Here is a 21,660-nt window from a genome sequence, read left to right as displayed (position 1 = left end):
GAGCGGTTAAATTCTTACGTGGCGTAGTAAGAATTTAACCGCCTTTTTCGTATTTAATTGTGTTCGGTTGCAGGCCTTTTCCAGTGATCCCATCCAGTTTTTATAAGGGAAGGTAGTGCTGAAATAATAAAGAAGCCAAGTAAAAACCAAGTTAGATTATGGTGAACAATTGGTAGGCGACCTAGGAAAAAGCCAAGTGCCGCGATAACATCTACCCACACAAGGACACCAATGGCTGTATAAAACAAATAATGAAGTGGGTTCATTTTAGTGGCGCCAGCAATTGTTGGAATTAAATTTCCTAAGATTGGAATAAAGCGGCCAAATATAACGATTTGTTCGCCATGATTATTTAAGAGCCTTTGCGCGCGACCAAAACGAGATTGCGCGTTAGATTGAATTGCCCTGTGCCGATAAAAATGTTGACCAATGTAATATTTAACGATGTTACCGAAAAATGCGGCCAGAAGAAAATCAAGTAAAAGTCGCCAAATATTAAGGCCAGAGGCGGAGGATGCGGCCAGTGTACTGGCCAAAAAGATAAATGATTGTCCAGGAATGAAAACGAAAACTAACGAGGCCGTTTCTAAAAAAATGAGAATGAATAAAATTAGGTAAACGGATTGGCCTAGATGTTCTAAAAAGGGTGACAGGTAACTTTCCAGATTAAAGATAATGTTGATTAATTGTGTAAGCACGATGAAGCCCTCCTTGATAAAAACAGAAATAGCCGTGGTTAGAAAATATTCGAAGCTTCCAAACTAGAGGGTGCTTGAAAAGGCAATTTTTTCAAATACGCTTTAGTTCTTTGCTACAGTCATATACAAAATATCCAGAAATATAAAAAGGCGTTGCGGCAAAGTTTGTTTTGTCGCAATACCTTTTATTATCCCACGATTTACCAAGAGATGAAAATTTTTAATACTTAGTCGTCTAATATTTGAATACCAACTCCAATTAGACCAGGGCCAGTATGAACACCTAGAGCCGGTGAAACATTACCACTATAGATTTTACCAACCTTAGGGTGCTCAGTTTCCAGTTGCTGCTTTATCTGGGCAGCAATTTTTGAATTAGCACCGTCAGCAACGGCGAGATTAAATTGTTGTGCCACACCGACCTGCTGCTTCACAAGTTGCAATAACTTTTGCAAGGCCTTTTTTTCACCACGAACTTTTGCAACTGGGTAATAAATCCCGTTATCATCACAAGAAATGATTGGCTTAATATTTAATAGCGCACCAGCCATGCCAGCCACGCGGCCAATTCGACCACCTTTTTGTAAATAGGTGAGGGTGGGAACGTAGAAGAAGACTTTGGTACGTTTTGCCACCGTTTGAACACGTGCCACAATTTCACCACGTTGGAGACCTTCTTCAGATAACTGTGTGGCCAAAATAGCCGAGAAGCCACTAGCAATACCAATATTTTTGGTATCAATTACACTGGCCTCTAGTCCAGAAACCCGGGCGGCCAATTGTACTTGCTGGAAAGTACCGGATAGGCCACTAGAAATACAAATAGCAATTACATCGGTGTAGCCTTCAGCTTTAATTGTTGCGAAGGCCTTTGAGATTAGATCACCAGTGGGCGAAGCAGTTTTTGGAACTTCCTGATCAAGGTTAGCGTAGACCTCTTCTGGGGTAATCGTTACTTTATCTAAATAAATTTTATCATGGTAGGTGATTGTCATTGGAACCATGAATAGATGGTGGGCCTTAATGAACTCTTCCGGAACGTCAGAACAAGAATCTACTAAAATAGCAACATTAGTCTTTTGGGTCATTTTTGTACTCCTCTCGAGCCAAGATCATAATTTTCTCACTGACCAGCTGATAAATGACGGTCGTTGCGGCCGTTTGTTGAATCGCTGCGTCCCAACTAAAGACAGTCGCTGTTTCTACTGGCTGGACTGGTTGTTCTAAGGTCAAGGCCGTTAATTTCTGGGTCATTAACCGAACAAAGCGATCATAGGCCTCTTGCGCAGTTACGGCATTTAGTTCCTGTGCAAAACCTAAACGAATCATATCCAATGGAAAAGCCGTTTTTAAAATTGAAAGCACAATGACTGCGGCCAGATGTGTGCGCTGATATTTCTTTTTAACGGGTTTAAACATAACCTTGTGCTTAACGTAATTATTAATCATTGCTGGTGTGACGGGATCCAGCTCAAAGGGGGCCAAATATTGATTAACTAAACTCACTAGTTGGTCCATATAAATATCAAATTTAGGAAAATCTTGCCACATAGGTAATTTAATTCGCCGAAAGTCGTTCAGCCAACTTTGTAATTCAGGGGGTAAATTATTTGCCATTTCAGTCACTCTCCTTTGAGACAATATAATTAGTATAGCTTTATCATCTAGTTCTGTAAACTAGATAGTATGAAGTGAAAAGATTAATTAATTTCTAGATGATCAAACCAATATAGAAAACGAATAGTTAAGAAAAGTGCTGGCCTTATACAAATCGGCTCCTTAGTCACATTAAAAAATCATCAATTTTTAAAAAAGATTGACTTTTTCTCATCATTGGTTAATACTGTTGTAAATTAATAGTTCAGATAAATGTAAAGATGAGTAAGTTATGGAACTGATCAAAGAGAGTCATCAGACGGTGAAAGATGACATTAGTTTATAACTAAAGATGGTCTTTCGATATCGTTTTTGAAGTCGAGCAGTTTTGTTAGACGACAACGGGAACTCCCGTTATAGAGAACGGGTATTTGTGTAGCAGTATTCAATTTTGGCTGTTGTGCTGTACCTAATAAGAAATGGCTCGTGAGGGTTATTTAAAATAAGGTGGTAACGCGAAAAAGCACTTTCGTCCTTTGTCTAGATTAATAATAGATAAAGTAACGAGAGTGCTTTTTCGTTTGCTAAATAAAGAGAGGGGTTTTCAAGATGATCAAAAGAATAAATTGGCATAGGTTTTTATTTTCACTATTGCTTGGGACAATTGTATTTATAGGGGGCAATGTGCTGATGACTCAGCGTAGCGAAGCACAGACAACCGCAAAGGAAACTATCAGACTAGCGACGTCACCTGGTCCATATAGTGATCTATTTTTGAAAGGTGTGAAACCGATCCTTGAGAAAGAAGGTTACAAGGTAACTAGCCAATCCTTTTCAGATTTAAATCATGCAGATGAGGCCTTGGATCAAGGGGATGCTGATTTGAATGTGGAACAGCATACCGCATGGTTAGATAATTTTAATAAGCAGAAAAAGGCACACTTTGTAGGAATTGCCTATGTACCAACTGTTCCAATGGGGATTTTTCCAGGTAGTAGTAAGTCAATTAAAAATATAAAAAAGGGCGCAAATATTGCAATTCCTAATGATCCGGCAAATAGATCACGGGCTTACCAATTATTACAGCAGGCAAAACTCATTACTTTGAAAAAATCGGCCAAGAATTCGGTAACAGTGTCACAAACTGATATTGCCAAAAATCCACACCATTTAAAATTTACGGAAATGAATTCAAGTCAAATTCCGCGCAGCATAAAGGATGTTAATTATGCAGTTTTACCAGGTAGCATAAGCTATAGTGCTAAGATTTCTGCTAAAACAAGTCTTCGTCAGGAAAAGTTAGCAAAACAATATTTGTTAGTGGCAACTGTCAATAAAAAGAATCAAAATAAGCCGTGGGCAAAAGCGGTTGTGAAGGCCTATGCATCTAAACAATTCAAGACTTACGTTAAACAACATAATCAACAGGGATATTGGTATATTCCAAAGACAGAAATTAATTAAATATCTTTACCGGAAAAATATTAGACATTTTACAAGACGACTATATCTTGCAAAGTAGAATGAATTTTTAACGCAGGGGGCAGCGATGGTGGAAGATCCTATTATTTCTTTAAAAAATGTTAGTGTTACATTTTGCGGCAATGAGAAAAATGTAACTGCTGTCGATCACGTTTCCTTTGATATTCAAAAGGGTGATGTATTTGGTATTATTGGGTATTCTGGAGCAGGTAAGAGCACTCTGGCCCGGACAATCAATTTTTTACAAAGGCCAACACAAGGACAAATTATTGTTAACGGTCAAAGTTTAATAGATTTATCGGCTGCACAATTGCGAAATTCTCGCAAGAAGATTGGTATGATTTTTCAACACTTCAATCTCATGAATACAAGAACAGTTGAAGAAAATATAACACTGCCACTTTTACATAGTGGTTTATCAAAAGTGGCACAAAGAGAAAAGGCCGAACGATTATTAAAATTGGTTGGTTTGGCCAACAAGAAAATGTCCTACCCACGGCAGTTATCAGGAGGGCAAAAGCAAAGAGTTGCAATTGCACGATCTTTGGCAAATGATCCAGAGATATTAATTAGCGATGAAGCAACGAGCGCCTTGGATCCCAAAACAACAGAAGATATTTTGACTATTTTGAAGAAACTTAATACCGAATTACATTTAACTATTATTATGATTAGTCACGAGATGGAAGTCATCAAGAGCACCTGTAATAAAGTTGTTGTTTTGAATCAAGGGAAAGTCGTTGAAAATGGTAGTATCTTAGATCTTTTTTTACATCCCAAGGAAGTATTGACACAAACCTTTATCGGTTTTGGACATCAAAATAATGATGTTATTCAGAGCCTAGATTTACGGCCTAAAGAGACGGTGATAGAAGTGACATTCATTAACAGTCCTAATGAGGATCAAGCAAAAATCGTTGAGATTATTGCGGTATTGGGAGTTCCAATGCGTATTTTTTATAGTAATTCGCAGTTTATTCAACAACGAGTAATTACCAATTTAATTCTTGGAATACAAGGGAACAAAGAACAAGTTGCCAAAGTTCTGCGACAACTTAAGAGCCATCGATATAACTACCAATTAACGGGAGGGGGCCGCTCATATTGAGCTTAATTTCCAAATTTTTTCCTAACGTTGTTGCAAATCAGGATCAATTTGTGCAGGCCATTGGACAAACGCTTTATATGACTGCCATTTCCATTATTATTGCTGGCATTTTTGGTGTTGTTTTCGGTGTTATTTTAGTGGTGACAGAGCCTAATCAGTTACTAGAAAATAAATTTGTTTATCAAATTGTTGATAAAATCATCAATATTTTTAGAGCGATTCCGTTTATTATCTTATTAGCATTATTAACGCCAGTGACCCGGGCCATTATCGGTACTTCTATCGGTACAACGGCGGCCATTGTACCGCTGGTGTTAGGCTGTTCTCCGTTCTACGCTCGCCAGATTCAAAATGCACTGGCTGAAGTTGATCCAGGTATGGTAGAGGCATCGCAGGCTATGGGACTGACACCACTTGATATTATTATTCATGTTTATCTAAAAGAGGGACTTTCGGAGATTGTGCGAGTTTCAATTGTCACTATTATTAGTTTGATCAGTCTAACGGCAATGGCCGGTGCAGTTGGGGCTGGGGGATTAGGTGATATTGCCATTACCTTGGGTTATAACCAATTTGAAAATGATGTGACTATTGCTGCAACTGCCATCATTTTAATCATGGTTTTACTGATTCAATTGATTGGTGATTTCTTTATTAGAAGATTAGAACATTAAAATAGTTGAAAGTACCGCACTAAATTAGTCAGGTAAACACTATAAAAGTGTTTTTTTAAACGTTCTCTAGTTAAAGACAATTTAGAAGATTTACAAAAAATGGTTTTAGGTTTAATTAGAAAATTAAGGTTATTTTACAGAGATGGGTGAATCAAATGAGTGAATTATTAAATGAAACTTTATCCGCACAACTAATTGCGTACCGCCACTATTTTCATGAATATCCAGAATTATCAAGTAAAGAATTTAATACAACTAAGAAAATTCGTGAAATACTAACTAGCTGGGGAATTCGATTATTGCCAACAAATTTAAAAACAGGTGTTTTCGCCGAAATAGGCCAAAATGATGGTCCAATACTTGGGTTACGAGCGGATATTGATGCATTGCCGATTGATGAGGCGGCAAATGTTACATTTCGTTCAAAAAATCCAGGAGTCATGCATGCGTGTGGTCATGATACACACATTGTTTCTTTACTAGGTGGGGCATATTTATTAAAGCAGCAGGAGCAAGTGTTGCCTGGAAGAGTGAGATTAATTTTTCAATTGGCCGAAGAGGCAGATGAAGGTGCACTTCAGGTGATTCATGATGGAAAAATTAAGGATTTGGCCGCCATTATTGGCTTTCATAACACACCTAATCAGCCCGTTGGCCAAATTGGCTTTAGAGCAGGAATCACTAGTGGAGCAATTGATAAATTTAAGGTTACATTGACTGGTATTGGTACACATGCTTCTGCACCACAAAATGGTCAGGATCCAATTGTTGCATTAGGTGCCGAGATTGGCGCCTTACAAACCGTTATAAGCCGTCAGATTGATCCCCTACAAGGTGGGGTGCTGAGCATAACACATGTAGCGGCGGGAAATACGTGGAATATTATTCCCGAGACGGCCTTTTTTGAAGGAACAGTCCGAACGACTGATAAAAAGATTCGTCAAACCATCAAGACGCATTTTTTTGATATTGTCAATAATACGGCGAAGGCCTACGGAACGACGGCCACAATCACTTGGTATACTGGTGATCCGTCTGTTGATAATGATAAAGAGTTAACACAGATCATGATTGACGAAAGCAGTCAGTTTACGACAACGTATGATTTACAACCACGATTAGGAAGTGACGATTTTTCTTGTTATCAAACTTATATTCCAGGCGTATACGCAAATATAGGGAACGGCGGTACTGTCAGTAATCACAATTCACGGTTTACGGCCGCCGATGAAACGGTTATTTATGGTACTAAGTTTTTTGAACGTAATGCGATTAGATTACTCAAAGAGTTATCAACCAATTAATATTGCAACGCCACTGTTGTTAATATCAATTTATTAGACTTTAAAGGAGGAATCATTAGTGTCTGAACAAGATTACGATACATTGAGAATTCATGCGGGTTATCGGCCTAAAGAACATTTATATGCATCTTCCGTACCAATCTACGAGACGGCGGCATTTGGTTTAGGTGATGCTCAAACCGCGGAAGAAATTGCAGCGGGGGTTAAAAAGGATCGTTATAGCTATTCTCGAGTGGGCAATCCAACCGTCAAAGTCCTTGAAGATAGAATAGCAGCTTTAGAAGGTGGAATTGGTGCAGTTGCAGTTAGTTCCGGGATGGCCGCTATTTCATACGCAATCCTGAACGTTGCTGAAGGAGGTGGCCGTATCATCGCGCCAATCAATATATATGGCGCTAGTCTTGATGAATTTAGAACTCTTTTACCTAAATTTAATATTAATTTTGATTTTTATGATGAAGTTAACGATTTAAAGCGGGTCAAACAATTGATTCGGCCGAATACCAAGGCAATTTATGTTGAAAGTATTGCCAACCCAAGTACGGAAATCGCTGATATTGAAGGGCTTGCTAAAATTGCACATGCTGCAGGAATTCCATTAATTGTTGATAATACATTGCCGACATCTTACTTGTTTAGACCATTTACTTTTGGTGCCGATGTTGTGGTATATTCGTCAACCAAGGGAATTAACGGACATGGAAATGCGATTTCTGGCTTAATTGTTGATCATGGGCAATTTGATTGGACAAATGGGCATTTTCCTCAGTTTACGGAAGATGAGTTCATTTTAACCGGCGAGTCGCAAGATACCAGTACTAGTTTTTCAACTAAATTTGGAGCAAATGCATTTATTGCGCGGATCAAAATGAAATATGCGCGCTTATTTGGTGGCACTTTAGGCCCTTTTGATGCGTATTTAGCCTTATTGGGTTTGGAAACAATCTCAGAAAGGTTAACAAAGGAAGTGCATAACGCTACAGCTATTGCACAATATTTACAGACTAATTCACATATTGAGCAAGTTTATTATTCTGGAATTGATAAAGCTGATCCATTATTAGCCAAATATTTTCCTAAGGGTATCGGGGGTATTCTGTCCTTTAAAGTGGCAGGCAATGAAGAACAAACAAAAAAGATACTTGATCAAGTAAAAATCTTCAATTATTTACCGAATATAGGGGATGTCCGTTCTTTGATTGTTAACCCAACACGGGTAACACATCGAGAAATCCCCAAAAATATGTTATTAAGGCAGCATTTAACAAACGAAGTACTCCGCTTATCGATTGGTTTAGAAAATGTGGAAAATCTTATATCTGATTTAGATCAGGCAATTACGAAGGCTTTTCAATAAAGATCACAAATATTTTTTGATGGATAGTCTTGTTAGATGCTATCAAAAATAGGTTTAAAACGTTTGAAAAAATGGGTAATACTAATTTTATAAATTAGTTATTCCTGAGAAGTATAAAATAATAAATGCTTTGAAGGATTACGCTTATTTCAATGTACTCGATTTTACGTACCTGTATTTAATTTAAATTTATGTATAGAAAAGAGATCAATTCTTAAAGAAATTGATCTCCATAAATCAGGAGGCCGGGACAAAAGTCCAGGCCTCTTACTATTTTCGGGCATTACTCTAGAACGTGCGCCAAAAGTCTGGATTAGCCTACGTTACGCAGTAAATTCAAAACCGACTCTTATTCCACGCTTTTTTTCAATAATTATCTATTCGGCAACGGGTGCTATCCAGTCAAGTGCAAGTAATTGGTGAAAGTGGCGACCAACTGGGACCCAGAGCTGCGCGTGTAAAATATTTTTTAATGATTCCCAAAATAATGGGTCATCTTGTTGTTTTTCTGAAGTATTAATTGTGATTAATTCGCCAAGTTCGTCTTGGGCAATAACTTTAGGGTAGGCCACTTTAACAATTTTTGCAGCGATAATATTTTTAATTGTTTTTCCATCATCTAAGAGCATTAAAATCATCCTTTTCTTGTGTTCAATGCGGGTGCTTTCTTGATTAGAACAACTTCAGTTTATCGATTAGAGATGATGAAAACCGGACAAAGCTATGATAAATGTGTGACGGATTGCTTAGGAATTATTTAAGTAGTCAAAGAAAAGCTTAAGTAGAAACGTATTAGCGTGTTCCAAAACCAGCGCGGGTGTGCTTGAAACCGCTTTTGCCAATAACGGCAACTGCGAAATAGAATCTAAGGTCTTTTTAAATATTTTCTAGCAATTAATTCGTAACTAAATACTTGGTTAAAAAATGGGCAACGTGGTTCTGATAACGAACAGGGTCTAGCCAGAAGCTTTCAACGTGAGAGGCACCCTTTACAATCCACAATTCGCGTGGGCCCTGAGTTGCGTCATAGTTACGAAAAGCCATGCTATGGGGAACATAAACGTCCTTATCACCATGAATAAATAAAATCGGCAAGTGATTTTTACTTAATTGACTAGTGGATTCAACATCGCTTAAGTAGTACCCCAGCCGGCGTTTATTGATCATGCTAACTAAAGGTACAAATGGATATTTTGGCAAGTGAAATTGTTTTCTAAGCAAATAGCTCAATTCGGCCTCAATACTTGAATAGCCACTATCGGCAATCAGAGCCTTGACTTGTGGCGGTAGCTTTTCGCCGCTCATCATTTCCACCGTTGCACCACCCATACTTGCACCGTACAAAACAATGACACTGTCAGTACCAAGTTTGACGATAATTTTATTCAACCATTCTAGATAATCAAGGCGATCTAACCAACCAAAATTGATGTAGTCACCAGCACTTTCGCCGTGGCTTCGGTCATCAGGTAGTAGGACATTGTAGCCAAGGTTGTAAAAAAGTTGGGCGTAATTCGCCATTGTTTCGCCATCACCCTTGTAGCCATGTGAGATAATGACCGTCTGCTTGGATGGTTTAGGCGCCGGAATAAAATTAGCAACTAATCGATTTTCAAGATCATCAGGGTGAAGCACCCATTTTTCTTTTGGAATTTGTTTATACCAATCAACGTAATGGTAGTAGGCAGTTGCGTATTTTTGCTTATCAGCAGAAGTCTCAGGAATGTAATCAACGCGCTTAAAAGCGTAATCGAATAGTCGTAAACTAGCAGCAAGGGCGCTAGAGGCGACAACTGCCGGTGCGGCCAACTCAAGGATTGTTTTTTTCTTCATTTTTTTGGCCACCTCGTAAATTTAAAGATACAGATTGCAACAGTTATTATAAACTAATTTCCTTTCATTTGTCAGTTAACGTGCTCACGGACCGTGTGGGTGGGAAGACCCATTCTGTCGTAAAAGAAAATTGGACAATAAAAGACCGGGATAAATTTAATTTTATCCCGGTCAATTAAATGGTAATTAAACGCCTAAAATTTCTGCGATTGCCTCTTGCATCGCATTTGGTTCTACTATTTGCTTGTGCAAAACTGGTGCGCTTCGCAGTTGTTCAATTGGTTTGGGTAGTGGCAAATTAATGAAGCTAGCCAGTGTTTCATCGGCCGGAATACCATCAACTGGTGCCGCCTTGCCGGATAGAGCTTGTAATACCGGGTTAGGAAATTTAAATGGACTAGCCGTTGAAACGACAACTGTTAAGGCTTTATCGCCAGTTGCTTCGTGATATTTACGGGCTACAGCAGAGGCAACAGCAGTATGGGGGTCAATCGTATACTGATTTTCCCGGAAGACACGATTAATTTCGTTAGTTGTCTCTAATTCGCTAGCATAATCCGCGTAAAAATCATCTAAGCTACGCCGCATATTATCGTTAACTTGATAGTTGCCAGTTTCGTTAAGTAACTGCATAAAAATTCGGGTTTGCTGATCATTTTTCCCACTAAGTTGGAAAATTAAGCGTTCAAGATTACTTGAAACAAGAATATCCATTGATGGCGAGGTTGTCACGTAGAACGGACGATTTTTGTCGTAGACGCCACTATTAAAAAAGTCAGTCAGAACATTATTTTTATTTGACGCACAAATTAATTTACCAATCGGGAGGCCAATTGCTTTGGCGTAATAAGCCGCCAAAATATTGCCAAAATTACCCGTTGGAACAGAAAAATTAACTTTATCGCCATTCTTAATGGCACCTTTTTTGAGTAACTGCGCATAGGCGAAGACGTAATAGGCAATCTGTGGAACCAAACGGCCAATATTAATCGAATTAGCCGAGGAAAACTGGAAATCTTTGGCGGCTAATTGTTTCCGAAACAAGGTATCATTAAAGATTTTTTTGACGTTAGTTTGTGCTTGATCAAAATTACCATCAATTCCCACAACGTGCGTGTTGGCACCAGTTTGCGTGACCATTTGTTGCTTTTGGATGCTGCTGACACCGTCTTTAGGGTAGAAGACAATAATTGAGGTTCCGGGAACATCGGCAAAGCCAGCCATAGCGGCCTTGCCCGTATCACCAGAAGTTGCCGTTAGAATGACAATCTCCTTATCCAGATGATTCTTCTTGGCGGCGGTAGTCATTAAATACGGCAGAATTGATAATGCCATATCCTTGAAGGCTAACGTTGGACCGTGGAAAAGTTCAAGAAAATAGCCGTCTTCAGATTTTTTTAACGGCGCAATGGCTGGTGTCGTAAATTTTTTATCGTAAGCCTTATTAATACAATCGCGTAATTCCTGTTCAGTAAAGTCAGTTAAAAAGGCGTGTAAAATTTGGTAAGCAACCTCTTGGTAAGGCGCATTGATTAATTTAGCAAAGTTAAGTTCAACTTGGGGTAGGTCAACAGGTACAAATAGGCCACCATCGGGAGCGAGTCCCTGTAAAATTGCCTGCGAGGCAGTTAATGCCTTTTCTTCAGGGCCACGAGTACTTCGATACAAGATTTCCATAGGTGATACCTTCCTTTGCATTTCTATTAATGAGAAATCAGTTAGAGTGTTTACCAAAATAATACCATATAACGTCCTTAAGTTGCGCTTATAAGTGAAAACATTAAGTAATTTTAGTAACCAATTGAAGAATGCTGTAGACGGTAAAAACTTTTTTAACCGCGTTTACACTAAGGAGACCAAGGAGATCCTAGTAAAAGTATCTTCTAATCATGATTTAGTTACTAAAATGGGCCTTAGAATTGTTATGGAGCAGTGTGAAAAATTGCTTCATACCTATTATCATTTTAGTGTAAGCGCGTCAATTAACGTTTAACAAGCAAAAAAATTAGGAAAATGTCTGCACGATTATAAAAGCATTAATAGAAGATTAATTTAATATTATAAAACGAGTTGACATTTCACATTTAGACGATTAATATAAATACCAACAACAAATAAAGTGTTTAAAGGAGGTCATCAATATGAATTATTTTTCAACTGCAAAATTGAATAAATCTAACCAAGAGATGACCACTTTAGCACTTGCCCTACTCCTCTAACCAGGACTCTACACATCATCGTGTTGAGCCCTATTCGCGTTAGGAAGTAGGGCTCACAAGCAAAGCATTCAAGCCGAGCACCCTACTTTTTAAGTAGGGTGCTCGTTTTATTTTTCAGAGGTGCACGTGCTATTAGACAATTTACACGTTGGCTAATTGCAAATAGAAAAGGAGAGCTTGAATATGAAAAAAATTCAATTTTTTGACACAACATTACGTGATGGTGAACAGACAATTGGGGTTAACTTTAGCATTCAACAAAAGGTTGCAATCGCTAAACAATTAGAGAAGTGGGGCGTTGACGTGATTGAAGCAGGCTTTCCAATTGCTTCACCGCAAGACTTTGAAGCCGTCGCGGCCGTTTCAAAGGCTGTTGATCACACGATGATTACAGGGCTGGCCCGTTGTAAAAATGCCGACATTGATTCGTGCACCAAGGCAACCAAGGACGCCGCGATTAAACAAATTCATGTTTTTATTGCAACTAGCCCAATTCATCGTGAGTCTAAATTACACATGACGAAAGAGCAGGTGATTGAAAGCATCAAGGCACACGTCAGTTACGCAAAACAATTCTTTGATATTGTTCAGTTCTCACCTGAAGATGCAACTCGAACCGAACTTGATTTTTTGGCCGAGGCTTGTCAAACCGCGATTGATGCTGGAGCGACCGTTATCAATATTGCCGACACGGTTGGCTACACAAATCCAATTGAATACGGGCATCTATTTCAATACTTACAACAACATATTCAACAGTTTGATGACATTATTTTTTCTTCTCATTGTCATAATGACTTGGGGATGGCCACGGCCAATACGTTAGCTGCCATCGAGAATGGTGCGACCCGGGTCGAAGGGACGATAAATGGGATTGGTGAACACGCTGGTAATGTAGCCTTAGAACAAATTGCGGCTAATTTCTACGTCCGCAAAGACTATTATCAGTGCACCGACAACATCAATATGAAGGAAACGAAGCAAACAAGTGAAATGGTCAGTAATTTTGCTCAGATGCAAGTCGCCAATAATCAACCAGTAACAGGTGTTAATTGTTTCTCGATTGAATCGGGTATTCACCAAGATGGTTATCTGAAAAATCCGCAAACTTATGAAATTTTAACGCCAGAAACCGTGGGTATGAAAGCAACGGCATTGCCATTAGGTAAATTGTCAGGTAGTCACGCAATTATGGTGAAGTTAAATGAGATGGGTTATGACGTTAATCGGGAAGAAATGCGAACTATTTTTCCAATTTTCAAACGAATTGCTGATCAAACTAAGTTGGTTTCGGAAGATGATTTACACCGGATGATGACCGCCATTGCAAAAGATGGTGCCTGTGAAGAAACAGTTGTAAAGGAAGTGGTTTCGGCATGAGTTATGAAATTGCAATTTTGCCAGGTGATTACATTGGACCAGAAATTATGGCGGCCGGGCTAAAGGTTTTTGCAGCAGCGGCTAAGGTCACAAATTTTAATTATCACACTACCACGTACCCATTTGGCGGGGCGGCAATTGATCAGGTTGGTGAGCCACTACCGGCAGCAACTATTAGCGGTACCAAGGCGGCCGACGCAATTTTATTGGCAGCAATTGGTGGGCCTAAATGGGATCAGGCGCCTAAACGACCAGAGCAAGGATTACTAGCAATTCGCAAAGCCTTGAATTTATTTGCCAATATTCGACCAACTCACGTTAATCCAGCACTAGTTCAACGCTCACCGTTAAAGGCAGAAATTGCACAGGGGACTGATTTTGTTATTGTTCGTGAACTAACCAGCGGCATTTACTTTGGTGAACCACGCTACCAACACGCTGCTGAGGCACTTGACACAATGTATTATTCTCGTAAAGAGATTCAGCGTATTTTAAAGGCGGGTTTTGAACTGGCCAAGCAGCGGCGCCAACACGTTACAGTGGTCGATAAAGCAAATGTCCTAGCAACTAGTAAATTGTGGCGAGCGATCGCAAATGAGATGGCAACAGATTATCCCGAAATTCGGTTAGATTTTGAATATGTCGATGCCGCGGCAATGAAAATTGTGCAGCAACCCACTAATTTTGATGTGATTATTACAGAAAATTTATTTGGTGACATTTTAAGTGACGAGGCGGCAACGGTTACTGGTTCACTTGGCACAATTCCTTCCGAGAGCCGGGGTGATAGCGGCCCAAGCCTTTACGAACCAATTCACGGATCAGCGCCAGATATTGCCGGCAAAGGAATTGCTGATCCACTGTCGATGATTAACTCGATTACCATGATGCTGCGGAACTCGTTTCAGGAAACTCAGACAGCAGATTTAATTGATGCTGCGGTGACCGCAACACTGCAAGAAGGAATTCTTCCACCAGATTTAGGTGGAAAGGCAACAACGCAAGTAATGACGAAAGCAATTATTCAACATATTTAAACGAAAGCAGGTTTTTAAAATGGCACAAACAATGTACGACAAAATTTGGAATAAACACGTTATTAGTGGTAAAGCGGGTGAACCGCAATTAATCTACGTTGATCTTCACCTAGTTCATGAAGTAACGTCGCCGCAGGCTTTTGAAGGATTACGGGAAAACAACCGTAAAGTTCGGCGACCAGATCGTACATTTGCAACCATGGATCATAATGTACCAACTGAAGATATTTTTAACGTTAAAGACGTTATTTCCCGTAAACAAATGGACACTTTACGAAAAAATTGTACTGATTTTGGCGTTCGTTTGGCGGCAATTGGCGAAGAACAGCAAGGAATTATCCACGCAATTGGACCGCAGCTAGGGTTGACCCAGCCTGGTGAAGTCATTGTTTGTGGGGATTCGCACACTTCCACGCATGGTGCCTTTGGGTCGATTGCCTTTGGGATTGGAACTTCAGAAGTGGAACATGTTTTCGCAACCCAGACGATTTGGCAGGCCAAACCGAAAACAATGGGAATTCACGTTCATGGTGATTTTCAAAAGGGTGTTTACGCTAAAGATTTAGTTATGGCGTTAATTGCGCAAAATGGCGTTGATTTTGGAACGGGTTATGCGATTGAATTTTACGGTAACACGATTGAAAATATGTCGATGGATGAACGGATGACTTTATGTAATATGGTGATTGAAGGTGGTGCCAAGAGCGGGATTATTCGCCCGGATCAGACGACCTTTGATTACGTAACTGGTCGCGAATACGCACCAAAAGATATGGCCGCCGCTAAAGCATACTGGCAACAATTTTATACGGATGACGAAAGTGCTTTTGATGACCGAATGGACTTTGATGTTTCTAGTCTGGCACCTTACGTTTCTTGGGGGACTAATCCGGGGATGGCCGTTCCGATTGATCAGCCATTTCCAGAGCCAAAAGATATTAATGACCAAAAGGCTTATGACTATGAGGGCCTGAAGCCAGCGCAAAAGCCAGAAGAAATTGATATTGGTTTTGTCTTTATTGGTTCTTGTACTAACGGGCGTTTATCTGATTTAAAAATTGCCGCTAATATTTTAAAAGGGCGGCACATTAACCCAAAGATTACGGCGTTAGTTGTGCCGGCTTCTCGAGCCATTCGTGAAGAGGCCGAGCGACGGGGATACGATAAAATTTTCAAGGACGCTGGTTGTGAGTGGCGTGAACCTGGGTGCTCGGCATGTCTGGGAATGAATCCAGATCAAGTGCCAGCCGGAGTACATTGTGCATCAACTTCTAACCGTAATTTCGTTGGTCGCCAGGGAGTGGGGTCAATGACCCATTTGGCAAGTCCAGCAATGGTTGCAACGGCAGCAATATACGGGCACTTTGTTGATATTCGTAAACAAACAGTTACGGCTTAATTCAGAAGGGAAGAGAAAAAATGGAACCAATTACTGTACATACAGGAAAATCAGTTGCTTTAATGCGAAATGATGTCGATACTGATCAAATTATTCCGAAACAATTTTTAAAGAATATTCTAAAAACTGGTTTTGGTATTCACCTTTTTTATGATTGGCGCTATTTGAAAAATGGTCGGCCAAATCCTGATTTTATTTTGAATCAACCAACTTCAAAGGGAGCCACAATTCTAGTAACCGGGAACAATTTTGGTTGTGGTTCTTCACGTGAACACGCTGCTTGGGCATTAAAGGATTGGGGGTTTAAAGTTATTATTGCCGGCGGTTACAGCGATATTTTTTACATGAACTGTACTAAAAATGGTCTACTACCAATTGTTTTACCCCAAACGGCCCGCGATATTTTGGCCAAGGCGACGCCGGAAGAGACAATCACGATTGATTTGGTGCACCAACGCGTAAAGTACGCTAACCATGAATTTACTTTTGAAATCAATCCAACTTGGAAAGACAAGTTTTTAAAGGGAACTGATGATATTGATTTAACGATGACTTACGAAGACCAAATCACAGCATTTGAAGCAAAGATGCCGGTATTTGACTAAAAAATAGGCCTTTGCGCAAAATGTTTCTAAAAGAATGAGGAGGACCATGTTTCGAGTGCGCAGTTTAAGCGCTAGGAGAATGGCTATCATCCGAAGATAATTAGTTTGCGTGTCAACGCAAAGTGTTCCTATAAAATGAGGCGGACCATGTTTCGAGTGCGCGGTTTAAGCGCTAGGAGAATGGCTATCATACGAAGATAAGTAGTTTGCGATTCAAAGCAAACTTATTCCTATAAAAATGAGGCGGACCATGTTTCGAGTGCGCGATTTGAGCGCTAGGAGAATGGCTATCATCCGAAGATAAGTAGTTTGTGTGTCAACACAAAGTATTCCTATAAAAATGAGGAGGAGATTCAATGGCGGCTCAAGCAATGAGTTTAGAACGACGGCTGGATCATACCAGCACAACACGGCTTTTTTATAAAATTTTTGCGTTAGTTTCTGGAGGTATGTTTTTGGATGCCATTGATGTTTACATGGCAAGTGGCGTTGCCAGTGTTCTCCTGAAATCTGGTTGGTCAACTTTAATGAAAAACACGGTATTTTTATCAGTTGGGTTCCTTGGCCTTTTCATTGGCTCGCTGTTGGCTGGTTTTATTGGTGACTTACAAGGACGGCGCAAGGCCTACCAGGTTAATCTTGTTTTATTTGGTGGATTTACCTTTATTGGGGCCTTTGCACCCAATATGAGCTTCTTAATTTTTTGCCGGTTTATGAGCAGCGTTGGGCTTGGTTCAGAAATCGTAACTGGTTATTCAATGTTAAATGAATTTGCACCGATTAAATCACGGGGACGTTGGTGTGCGGCTGCTTCTTTAATTGCTAACTGTGGTGCACCGATTACGATGTTGCTGTGTACATTGATTATTCCAAGGTTTGGCTGGCGAATTATGTTCGTTATGGTTGGAATCTTTGCAATCGTGTTGTGGATTTTACGCCGCGATATTCCGGAATCCCCACGTTGGTTAATCGCACATGGTAAGCGAGAGCAGGCGGCCGCCATTATTGAAAAATTGGAAGATAATCAACCAATAATTGAGCAAGAAGAACAAGCTAAAGCGCCGGCCGTTCACACGCCAAAGCTTGGTATTAGTTTATTAGTCGCAATCGTTGCTGTTTCAGCGACGATTATTTGCCAGTATACTTTTACAACTTGGGTGCCCACGTTGTTAATTAAACGGGGAATTAATGTTGTCCACTCATTAGGATTTTCAACAATCATGATGTTGGGAGCTCCAGTGGGGGCGGCGATCGGTACTTTATTGGTTGATCGAATTGGTCGAAAATGGGTAATCATTCCAAGTTTTATTTTGGTAGCAGTGTTCGGCATGCTATATGCCTACCAAACTACTTCTGCCGGCGTAATGATTGTTGGTTTCTTCTTAACCTGCTGTTTTTACGTGTTAATGGCCACCGTGGTTGCCGTCTACGTTGCTGAATTATTTCCAACTACTTTTCGTTTTCGTGGTTCCGGCATTGCTAACGGTATTGCCAAATTATTTACCGTTGCCATGCCGTACGCAGTGACTGCATTTTTGACCTGGTTTAGTCCCACGTTGATTTTTGTTATGATTAGCGGGATCGCCTTAATTGCAGCGGCTGTTGTTTGGTACTTTGGCCCAGAAACAAAACAGAAGATAATCGAATAACAAATAAAGGAGTTGGATAAAAGTCAGTTTGGGGTTTACGTTACGCAGTGAACCCAAACTTTTGGCGCACGTTCTAGAGTAATGATCGGAAACAGTAAGAGGCTAGGATTTTTATCCCAGCCTCTTTGCGGATCTTATTAGCGTAATTAATTAATTTGGTTTAACGTCTTCATCGTTAGACTTGGCAACTTTACTACCCGTTAACACCTTACCAATTGCTGGAATAGTACCTAGGCTATCAAGTGATTTGTTAGGTAAAACAATGGTATTATTTTGTCCGGCCGCAACTTGCTCCATTGCTTCAACGTTCTTATATTGAAGGAATAATTCACCATTGTTGGCCAAAGCCGAATTAATTTGGTTGATTTGATCGCGGACAGATTCAGCGACTAAACGTTGGCTTTCGGCCTTACCTTGGGCTTCAAGGACTTGCGTTTGTTTATTGGCCTCGGCCTCGAGAATGGTACTTTGTTTTTGACCTTCTGCCTTAGCAATTGCCGCCTGTTTGTAGCCTTCAGCTTCAGTGATGTTGGCCTGCTTTTCGCGAGAAGCACGGAGTAATTTGTTCATTGATTCTTGAATGTCGCCGTCGACTTTAATCGAATCAATGTTGACCCGATCAACGTTTAGACCATAACCAGCAGTGGTCGAAGCAATTTGTTGGAATAAAGTAGTATTGATTTTTTCAGTTCCATTTAATACATCATTTAGATCCATGTTACCAATAATACCGCGTAAATTGGCCCGGGTATCCTGAACCATACTTAAGACGGAATTCTTGTTTTTGTAGACGTAGGCGTTAACGTCTGTAATGTGATACTTTAAAGTTTCAGAGATTTTAACGACAACGTTATCTTTTGTAATAACTTCCTGTTCTTCTACTTTTAAGGGAATTTGTTTCATATTAACAATCTGGGTGATTCGGTAAATTATGGGTAAAACAACGTGAAAGCCGGGTTCTAACGTGCGCACGTAAACCCCAAGTCGTTCAACAATACCAACTTCACCCGTATGAATAATAGCGAAAGTAGAAAAGAAAAGTACCCCAAATAAAATAAGTACAATTAAAATGATAATCCCAATGATCCAACCAAACATAATCAATTTCCTCCTTTTTAATCCAATGAGTCCTATTTAGCCAAAAATTTTTCAGAATAGTTCTATAGAATTAGAGCGCGTCCTGAAATCATTTTTTATGTAAGTTCCGTACTAAAATTGGCCCAGATATTTCGAAAAATACCGTTGTCTGCCTTGTTAATTCAAGCGGCCTGTTAGTAATTCATATTTTTAACCGAATAACTAACTGTAATTGTGCAGTAAAATTTGAACACCTTTTAAGCCACGTTCTAGTAACAAGGTTCCCACCTAGTGTACCTTAAGTCGTTTAGTTAAGATAGTGCAGTAATTAACATGTTTTTTACACTAAATTGGCCAGGTAAATACCTTTACTAGTATTCTAAGTTAGTTTCTTGTTTCCGAACGTACAATAATAGAGGAGTAACGCGAACAATTATGACGGTATCACCGGCAGTGGCAGTGTCTTCCACTAAATAATGGTACCAAATTCCGTAAAATTCAATAACGCCTTGCAGATCGCTTGTCGTTAATTGAAAAGTTTGGCCTAATAACCGATCATCTAACATTTTTTGCCTCCTCTTATTATTTTACTCATTCTATGCGCCCGACCTCCCGATGACAATAGGCAGTTAATTGATTGTTGTCAGATTTAGTCTCTCCAGTAATTTTTTTGATAAAAAGGTAAGTCAATTAGTAATAGTTGACGTCTTGTTTTTATGAAGTAGAATCAAATTAGGATTAATAGCGTCAGTCAAAGGACGGGAGAAATTTTACATGAAAGTTATTATTGTTGGTTGTACCCATGCTGGTACAGCCGCCGCTAGACAAATATTGGCTAGTTCTCCAAATACAGAAGTAACCGTTTACGAGCGTCACCAAGATATTTCATTTTTATCTTGTGGCATTTCGCTTTATCTTGGCGGCAAAGTTAAATCATTGGAAGAGATGTTTTACGCAACGCCAGAGGATTTGGAGCAGTTAGGTGCTAAAGTACGGACTAACTGTGATGTTTATGCGATTGATACTAAGCATAAGACACTTCGAGTTGAAGAGCTACAAACAGGGATTAAATACCAGGATACTTACGATAAATTAGTAATGGCAACGGGGTCAGTACCTGTTGTGCCACCAATTAAGGGTGTTAGTTTGCCCGGAATTCTATTGTGCAAAGATTACGAAGACGCCAAGCAAATTTACCAGACGGCCAAGTCGGCTAAACGAATTGCAATTATCGGTGCTGGCTACGTTGGGGTTGAGCTTGTTGAGGCTTACAGTTCGGCCGGACACGAAGTGATGTTAATTAATGGGTTGCACCGGCCTTTAAGTCACTACGTTGATGCACCATTTTCTGAAGAGGTTGAAGCAGACATGCGGCAACATGGGGTTGAGCTTTATTTAAACGAAGTTGCGCATAATTTTGATAGCGATGATCAACATGTTTACATTAGTACCAATAAGGCAGAACGTAAGGCGGATCTGGCCGTTGTTTGTGTTGGTTTTCGACCGCAGACGGATTTGTTAGAGGGCCAAGTTGAGCTAACAAAAGATGGGGCACTTCGTGTTAATGATTACATGCAAACATCAGACCCAGACATTTTTGCGGCAGGTGATTCAGCTGCCGTTCACTTTAACCCTACTCAGTCTAATGAGTACACACCGTTAGCAACAAATGCGGTTCGACAGGGGGCGTTGGTTGGAAGAAATATTTTCAAACCAACATTAAAGTATTTAGGCACGCAGGCTACCTCGGCCTTACATTTGTACGGAAAAACAGTTGCGTCAACTGGCCTGACCTTAGAACGAGCGCAAAAGCACGGTTTTGCGGCAGCGGCGGTTGATCTAACGGATAATTATCGACCGGAATTTATGGAATCAACGACGCCGATAGAAATGCGCTTAGTTTACGATCAAAATAATCATCGAATATTAGGTGGGCAACTTGTTAGCAAATATGATGTGGCTCAATCGGCTAACCTGTTATCAGTTTGTATTCAAAATAAGAATACAATTGAAGACTTAGCGTTTGTTGACATGCTATTTTCACCGTATGATGATCGACCATTTAATTATTTAAATTTACTAGGTCAGGCAGCAATGCACCAAGAAGAGGCACGTTAATAACACCAAATAGCGCCCATTTTAGAATAATGATTGAAAATAGGAAGAGAGGCTGTGACATAAGTAAGTTTAAATAAGACGTGGCACTGGAAAAATCGAATATTCGATTTTTCCAGTGCCACGT

General features: G+C 39.8%; 19 protein-coding genes. 11 read left to right on the top strand and 8 right to left on the bottom strand.

The genetic code is table 11. The features are described from left to right. Positions 1-53: 53 nt before the first annotated feature. From EKM98_RS09870 to EKM98_RS09860, 3 genes are all read right to left on the bottom strand, one after another. Positions 54-698 carry a VTT domain-containing protein gene (locus EKM98_RS09870; RefSeq protein WP_068225828.1) on the bottom strand — a complete coding sequence of 215 codons (645 nt, stop codon included), beginning with the start codon at positions 696-698 and terminating at the stop codon, positions 54-56. Between the two features lie 227 nt (positions 699-925). After that, complete coding sequence (locus tag EKM98_RS09865; protein WP_068225829.1) at positions 926-1,786, bottom strand: DegV family protein; 861 nt, start codon at positions 1,784-1,786, stop codon at positions 926-928. Next, positions 1,770-2,315, bottom strand: a complete 546-nt coding sequence (locus EKM98_RS09860) for a DUF1836 domain-containing protein (protein WP_068225830.1) — start codon at positions 2,313-2,315, stop codon at positions 1,770-1,772. Before EKM98_RS09860 ends, EKM98_RS09865 begins: the two co-directional genes overlap by 17 nt. Positions 2,316-2,984: 669 nt before the next feature. Between EKM98_RS09860 and EKM98_RS09855 the strand changes: the two genes are divergently transcribed. The 5 genes from EKM98_RS09855 to EKM98_RS09835 all read left to right on the top strand — a co-directional run bounded on the left by EKM98_RS09855 (position 2,985) and on the right by EKM98_RS09835 (position 8,219). Beyond that, a complete protein-coding gene (locus EKM98_RS09855; protein WP_100077728.1) occupies positions 2,985-3,758 on the top strand; it encodes a MetQ/NlpA family ABC transporter substrate-binding protein in 774 nt (257 codons plus the stop codon). 85 nt (positions 3,759-3,843) lie between these two features. Next, positions 3,844-4,884 (top strand): methionine ABC transporter ATP-binding protein, encoded by a 1,041-nt coding sequence (locus EKM98_RS09850; protein WP_082920431.1) that lies wholly within the window; start codon positions 3,844-3,846, stop codon positions 4,882-4,884. Beyond that, positions 4,878-5,558, top strand: coding sequence for a methionine ABC transporter permease (locus tag EKM98_RS09845; protein ID WP_404802827.1), 681 nt, complete (start codon positions 4,878-4,880; stop codon positions 5,556-5,558). Before EKM98_RS09850 ends, EKM98_RS09845 begins: the two co-directional genes overlap by 7 nt. A 155-nt stretch (positions 5,559-5,713) precedes the next feature. Further along, positions 5,714-6,862 (top strand): amidohydrolase, encoded by a 1,149-nt coding sequence (locus EKM98_RS09840; protein WP_068225833.1) that lies wholly within the window; start codon positions 5,714-5,716, stop codon positions 6,860-6,862. A gap of 58 nt (positions 6,863-6,920) precedes the next feature. Continuing rightward, the gene (locus EKM98_RS09835; protein ID WP_068225834.1) at positions 6,921-8,219 is read left to right on the top strand and encodes an O-acetylhomoserine aminocarboxypropyltransferase/cysteine synthase family protein; all 1,299 of its coding nucleotides are present in this window, start codon (positions 6,921-6,923) and stop codon (positions 8,217-8,219) included. A gap of 377 nt (positions 8,220-8,596) precedes the next feature. On the opposite strand, the gene EKM98_RS09830 is transcribed toward EKM98_RS09835, so the two are convergent. From EKM98_RS09830 to thrC, 3 genes are all read right to left on the bottom strand, one after another. Further along, the gene (locus EKM98_RS09830) at positions 8,597-8,848 is read right to left on the bottom strand and encodes a hypothetical protein (protein ID WP_068225835.1); all 252 of its coding nucleotides are present in this window, start codon (positions 8,846-8,848) and stop codon (positions 8,597-8,599) included. A gap of 265 nt (positions 8,849-9,113) precedes the next feature. Continuing rightward, positions 9,114-10,052, bottom strand: coding sequence for an alpha/beta hydrolase (locus EKM98_RS09825; RefSeq protein WP_068279126.1), 939 nt, complete (start codon positions 10,050-10,052; stop codon positions 9,114-9,116). Between the two features lie 186 nt (positions 10,053-10,238). Then, the gene (thrC, locus tag EKM98_RS09820; RefSeq protein ID WP_068225808.1) at positions 10,239-11,729 is read right to left on the bottom strand and encodes a threonine synthase; all 1,491 of its coding nucleotides are present in this window, start codon (positions 11,727-11,729) and stop codon (positions 10,239-10,241) included. Positions 11,730-12,454: 725 nt separating this feature from the next. Here thrC and EKM98_RS09815 point away from each other — a divergent pair. The 5 genes from EKM98_RS09815 to EKM98_RS09795 all read left to right on the top strand — a co-directional run bounded on the left by EKM98_RS09815 (position 12,455) and on the right by EKM98_RS09795 (position 18,341). Next, complete coding sequence (locus EKM98_RS09815; RefSeq protein WP_125982382.1) at positions 12,455-13,651, top strand: 2-isopropylmalate synthase; 1,197 nt, start codon at positions 12,455-12,457, stop codon at positions 13,649-13,651. After that, positions 13,648-14,688, top strand: a complete 1,041-nt coding sequence (gene leuB / locus EKM98_RS09810; RefSeq protein ID WP_068225806.1) for a 3-isopropylmalate dehydrogenase — start codon at positions 13,648-13,650, stop codon at positions 14,686-14,688. Before EKM98_RS09815 ends, leuB begins: the two co-directional genes overlap by 4 nt. A gap of 19 nt (positions 14,689-14,707) precedes the next feature. Further along, complete coding sequence (gene leuC / locus EKM98_RS09805; protein ID WP_068279119.1) at positions 14,708-16,087, top strand: 3-isopropylmalate dehydratase large subunit; 1,380 nt, start codon at positions 14,708-14,710, stop codon at positions 16,085-16,087. A gap of 20 nt (positions 16,088-16,107) precedes the next feature. Beyond that, positions 16,108-16,692, top strand: a complete 585-nt coding sequence (gene leuD, locus EKM98_RS09800) for a 3-isopropylmalate dehydratase small subunit (RefSeq protein WP_068225804.1) — start codon at positions 16,108-16,110, stop codon at positions 16,690-16,692. A gap of 371 nt (positions 16,693-17,063) precedes the next feature. Further along, a complete protein-coding gene (locus tag EKM98_RS09795) occupies positions 17,064-18,341 on the top strand; it encodes an MFS transporter (protein ID WP_404802947.1) in 1,278 nt (425 codons plus the stop codon). Positions 18,342-18,491: 150 nt separating this feature from the next. On the opposite strand, the gene EKM98_RS09790 is transcribed toward EKM98_RS09795, so the two are convergent. Both EKM98_RS09790 and EKM98_RS09785 read right to left on the bottom strand, forming a co-directional pair. Next, complete coding sequence (locus EKM98_RS09790; RefSeq protein WP_125982379.1) at positions 18,492-19,439, bottom strand: SPFH domain-containing protein; 948 nt, start codon at positions 19,437-19,439, stop codon at positions 18,492-18,494. A gap of 350 nt (positions 19,440-19,789) precedes the next feature. Beyond that, positions 19,790-19,984: an NfeD family protein gene (locus EKM98_RS09785; protein WP_125982377.1), complete on the bottom strand. Its 195-nt coding sequence runs from the start codon at positions 19,982-19,984 to the stop codon at positions 19,790-19,792. 208 nt (positions 19,985-20,192) lie between these two features. Here EKM98_RS09785 and EKM98_RS09780 point away from each other — a divergent pair, with 208 nt between their 5' ends. After that, on the top strand, positions 20,193-21,536 hold the full coding sequence (locus EKM98_RS09780; protein WP_125982376.1) for an FAD-dependent oxidoreductase: 1,344 nt from the start codon (positions 20,193-20,195) through the stop codon (positions 21,534-21,536). The last annotated feature ends 124 nt before the right edge of the window (positions 21,537-21,660 follow it).

The sequence above is a fragment of the Loigolactobacillus iwatensis genome (assembly GCF_003950295.1).
Lineage (GTDB): Bacteria > Bacillota > Bacilli > Lactobacillales > Lactobacillaceae > Loigolactobacillus > Loigolactobacillus iwatensis.
This window is presented reverse-complemented; position numbering and strand designations above follow the sequence as displayed.

Excerpts from the sequence above, each read along its gene's own strand:
- EKM98_RS09830 (WP_068225835.1), bottom strand. The coding sequence starts at position 8,848 with ATGCTCTTAGATGATGGAAAAACAATTAAAAATATTATCGCTGCAAAA.
- leuB (WP_068225806.1), top strand. The coding sequence starts at position 13,648 with ATGAGTTATGAAATTGCAATTTTGCCAGGTGATTACATTGGACCAGAA.
- EKM98_RS09860 (WP_068225830.1), bottom strand. The coding sequence starts at position 2,315 with ATGGCAAATAATTTACCCCCTGAATTACAAAGTTGGCTGAACGACTTT.
- EKM98_RS09840 (WP_068225833.1), top strand. The coding sequence starts at position 5,714 with ATGAGTGAATTATTAAATGAAACTTTATCCGCACAACTAATTGCGTAC.
- leuD (WP_068225804.1), top strand. The coding sequence starts at position 16,108 with ATGGAACCAATTACTGTACATACAGGAAAATCAGTTGCTTTAATGCGA.
- thrC (WP_068225808.1), bottom strand. The coding sequence starts at position 11,729 with ATGGAAATCTTGTATCGAAGTACTCGTGGCCCTGAAGAAAAGGCATTA.
- EKM98_RS09865 (WP_068225829.1), bottom strand. The coding sequence starts at position 1,786 with ATGACCCAAAAGACTAATGTTGCTATTTTAGTAGATTCTTGTTCTGAC.
- EKM98_RS09785 (WP_125982377.1), bottom strand. The coding sequence starts at position 19,984 with ATGTTAGATGATCGGTTATTAGGCCAAACTTTTCAATTAACGACAAGC.
- EKM98_RS09855 (WP_100077728.1), top strand. The coding sequence starts at position 2,985 with ATGACTCAGCGTAGCGAAGCACAGACAACCGCAAAGGAAACTATCAGA.
- leuC (WP_068279119.1), top strand. The coding sequence starts at position 14,708 with ATGGCACAAACAATGTACGACAAAATTTGGAATAAACACGTTATTAGT.
- EKM98_RS09795 (WP_404802947.1), top strand. The coding sequence starts at position 17,064 with ATGAGTTTAGAACGACGGCTGGATCATACCAGCACAACACGGCTTTTT.
- EKM98_RS09850 (WP_082920431.1), top strand. The coding sequence starts at position 3,844 with ATGGTGGAAGATCCTATTATTTCTTTAAAAAATGTTAGTGTTACATTT.
- EKM98_RS09790 (WP_125982379.1), bottom strand. The coding sequence starts at position 19,439 with ATGTTTGGTTGGATCATTGGGATTATCATTTTAATTGTACTTATTTTA.
- EKM98_RS09815 (WP_125982382.1), top strand. The coding sequence starts at position 12,455 with ATGAAAAAAATTCAATTTTTTGACACAACATTACGTGATGGTGAACAG.
- EKM98_RS09825 (WP_068279126.1), bottom strand. The coding sequence starts at position 10,052 with ATGAAGAAAAAAACAATCCTTGAGTTGGCCGCACCGGCAGTTGTCGCC.
- EKM98_RS09780 (WP_125982376.1), top strand. The coding sequence starts at position 20,193 with ATGAAAGTTATTATTGTTGGTTGTACCCATGCTGGTACAGCCGCCGCT.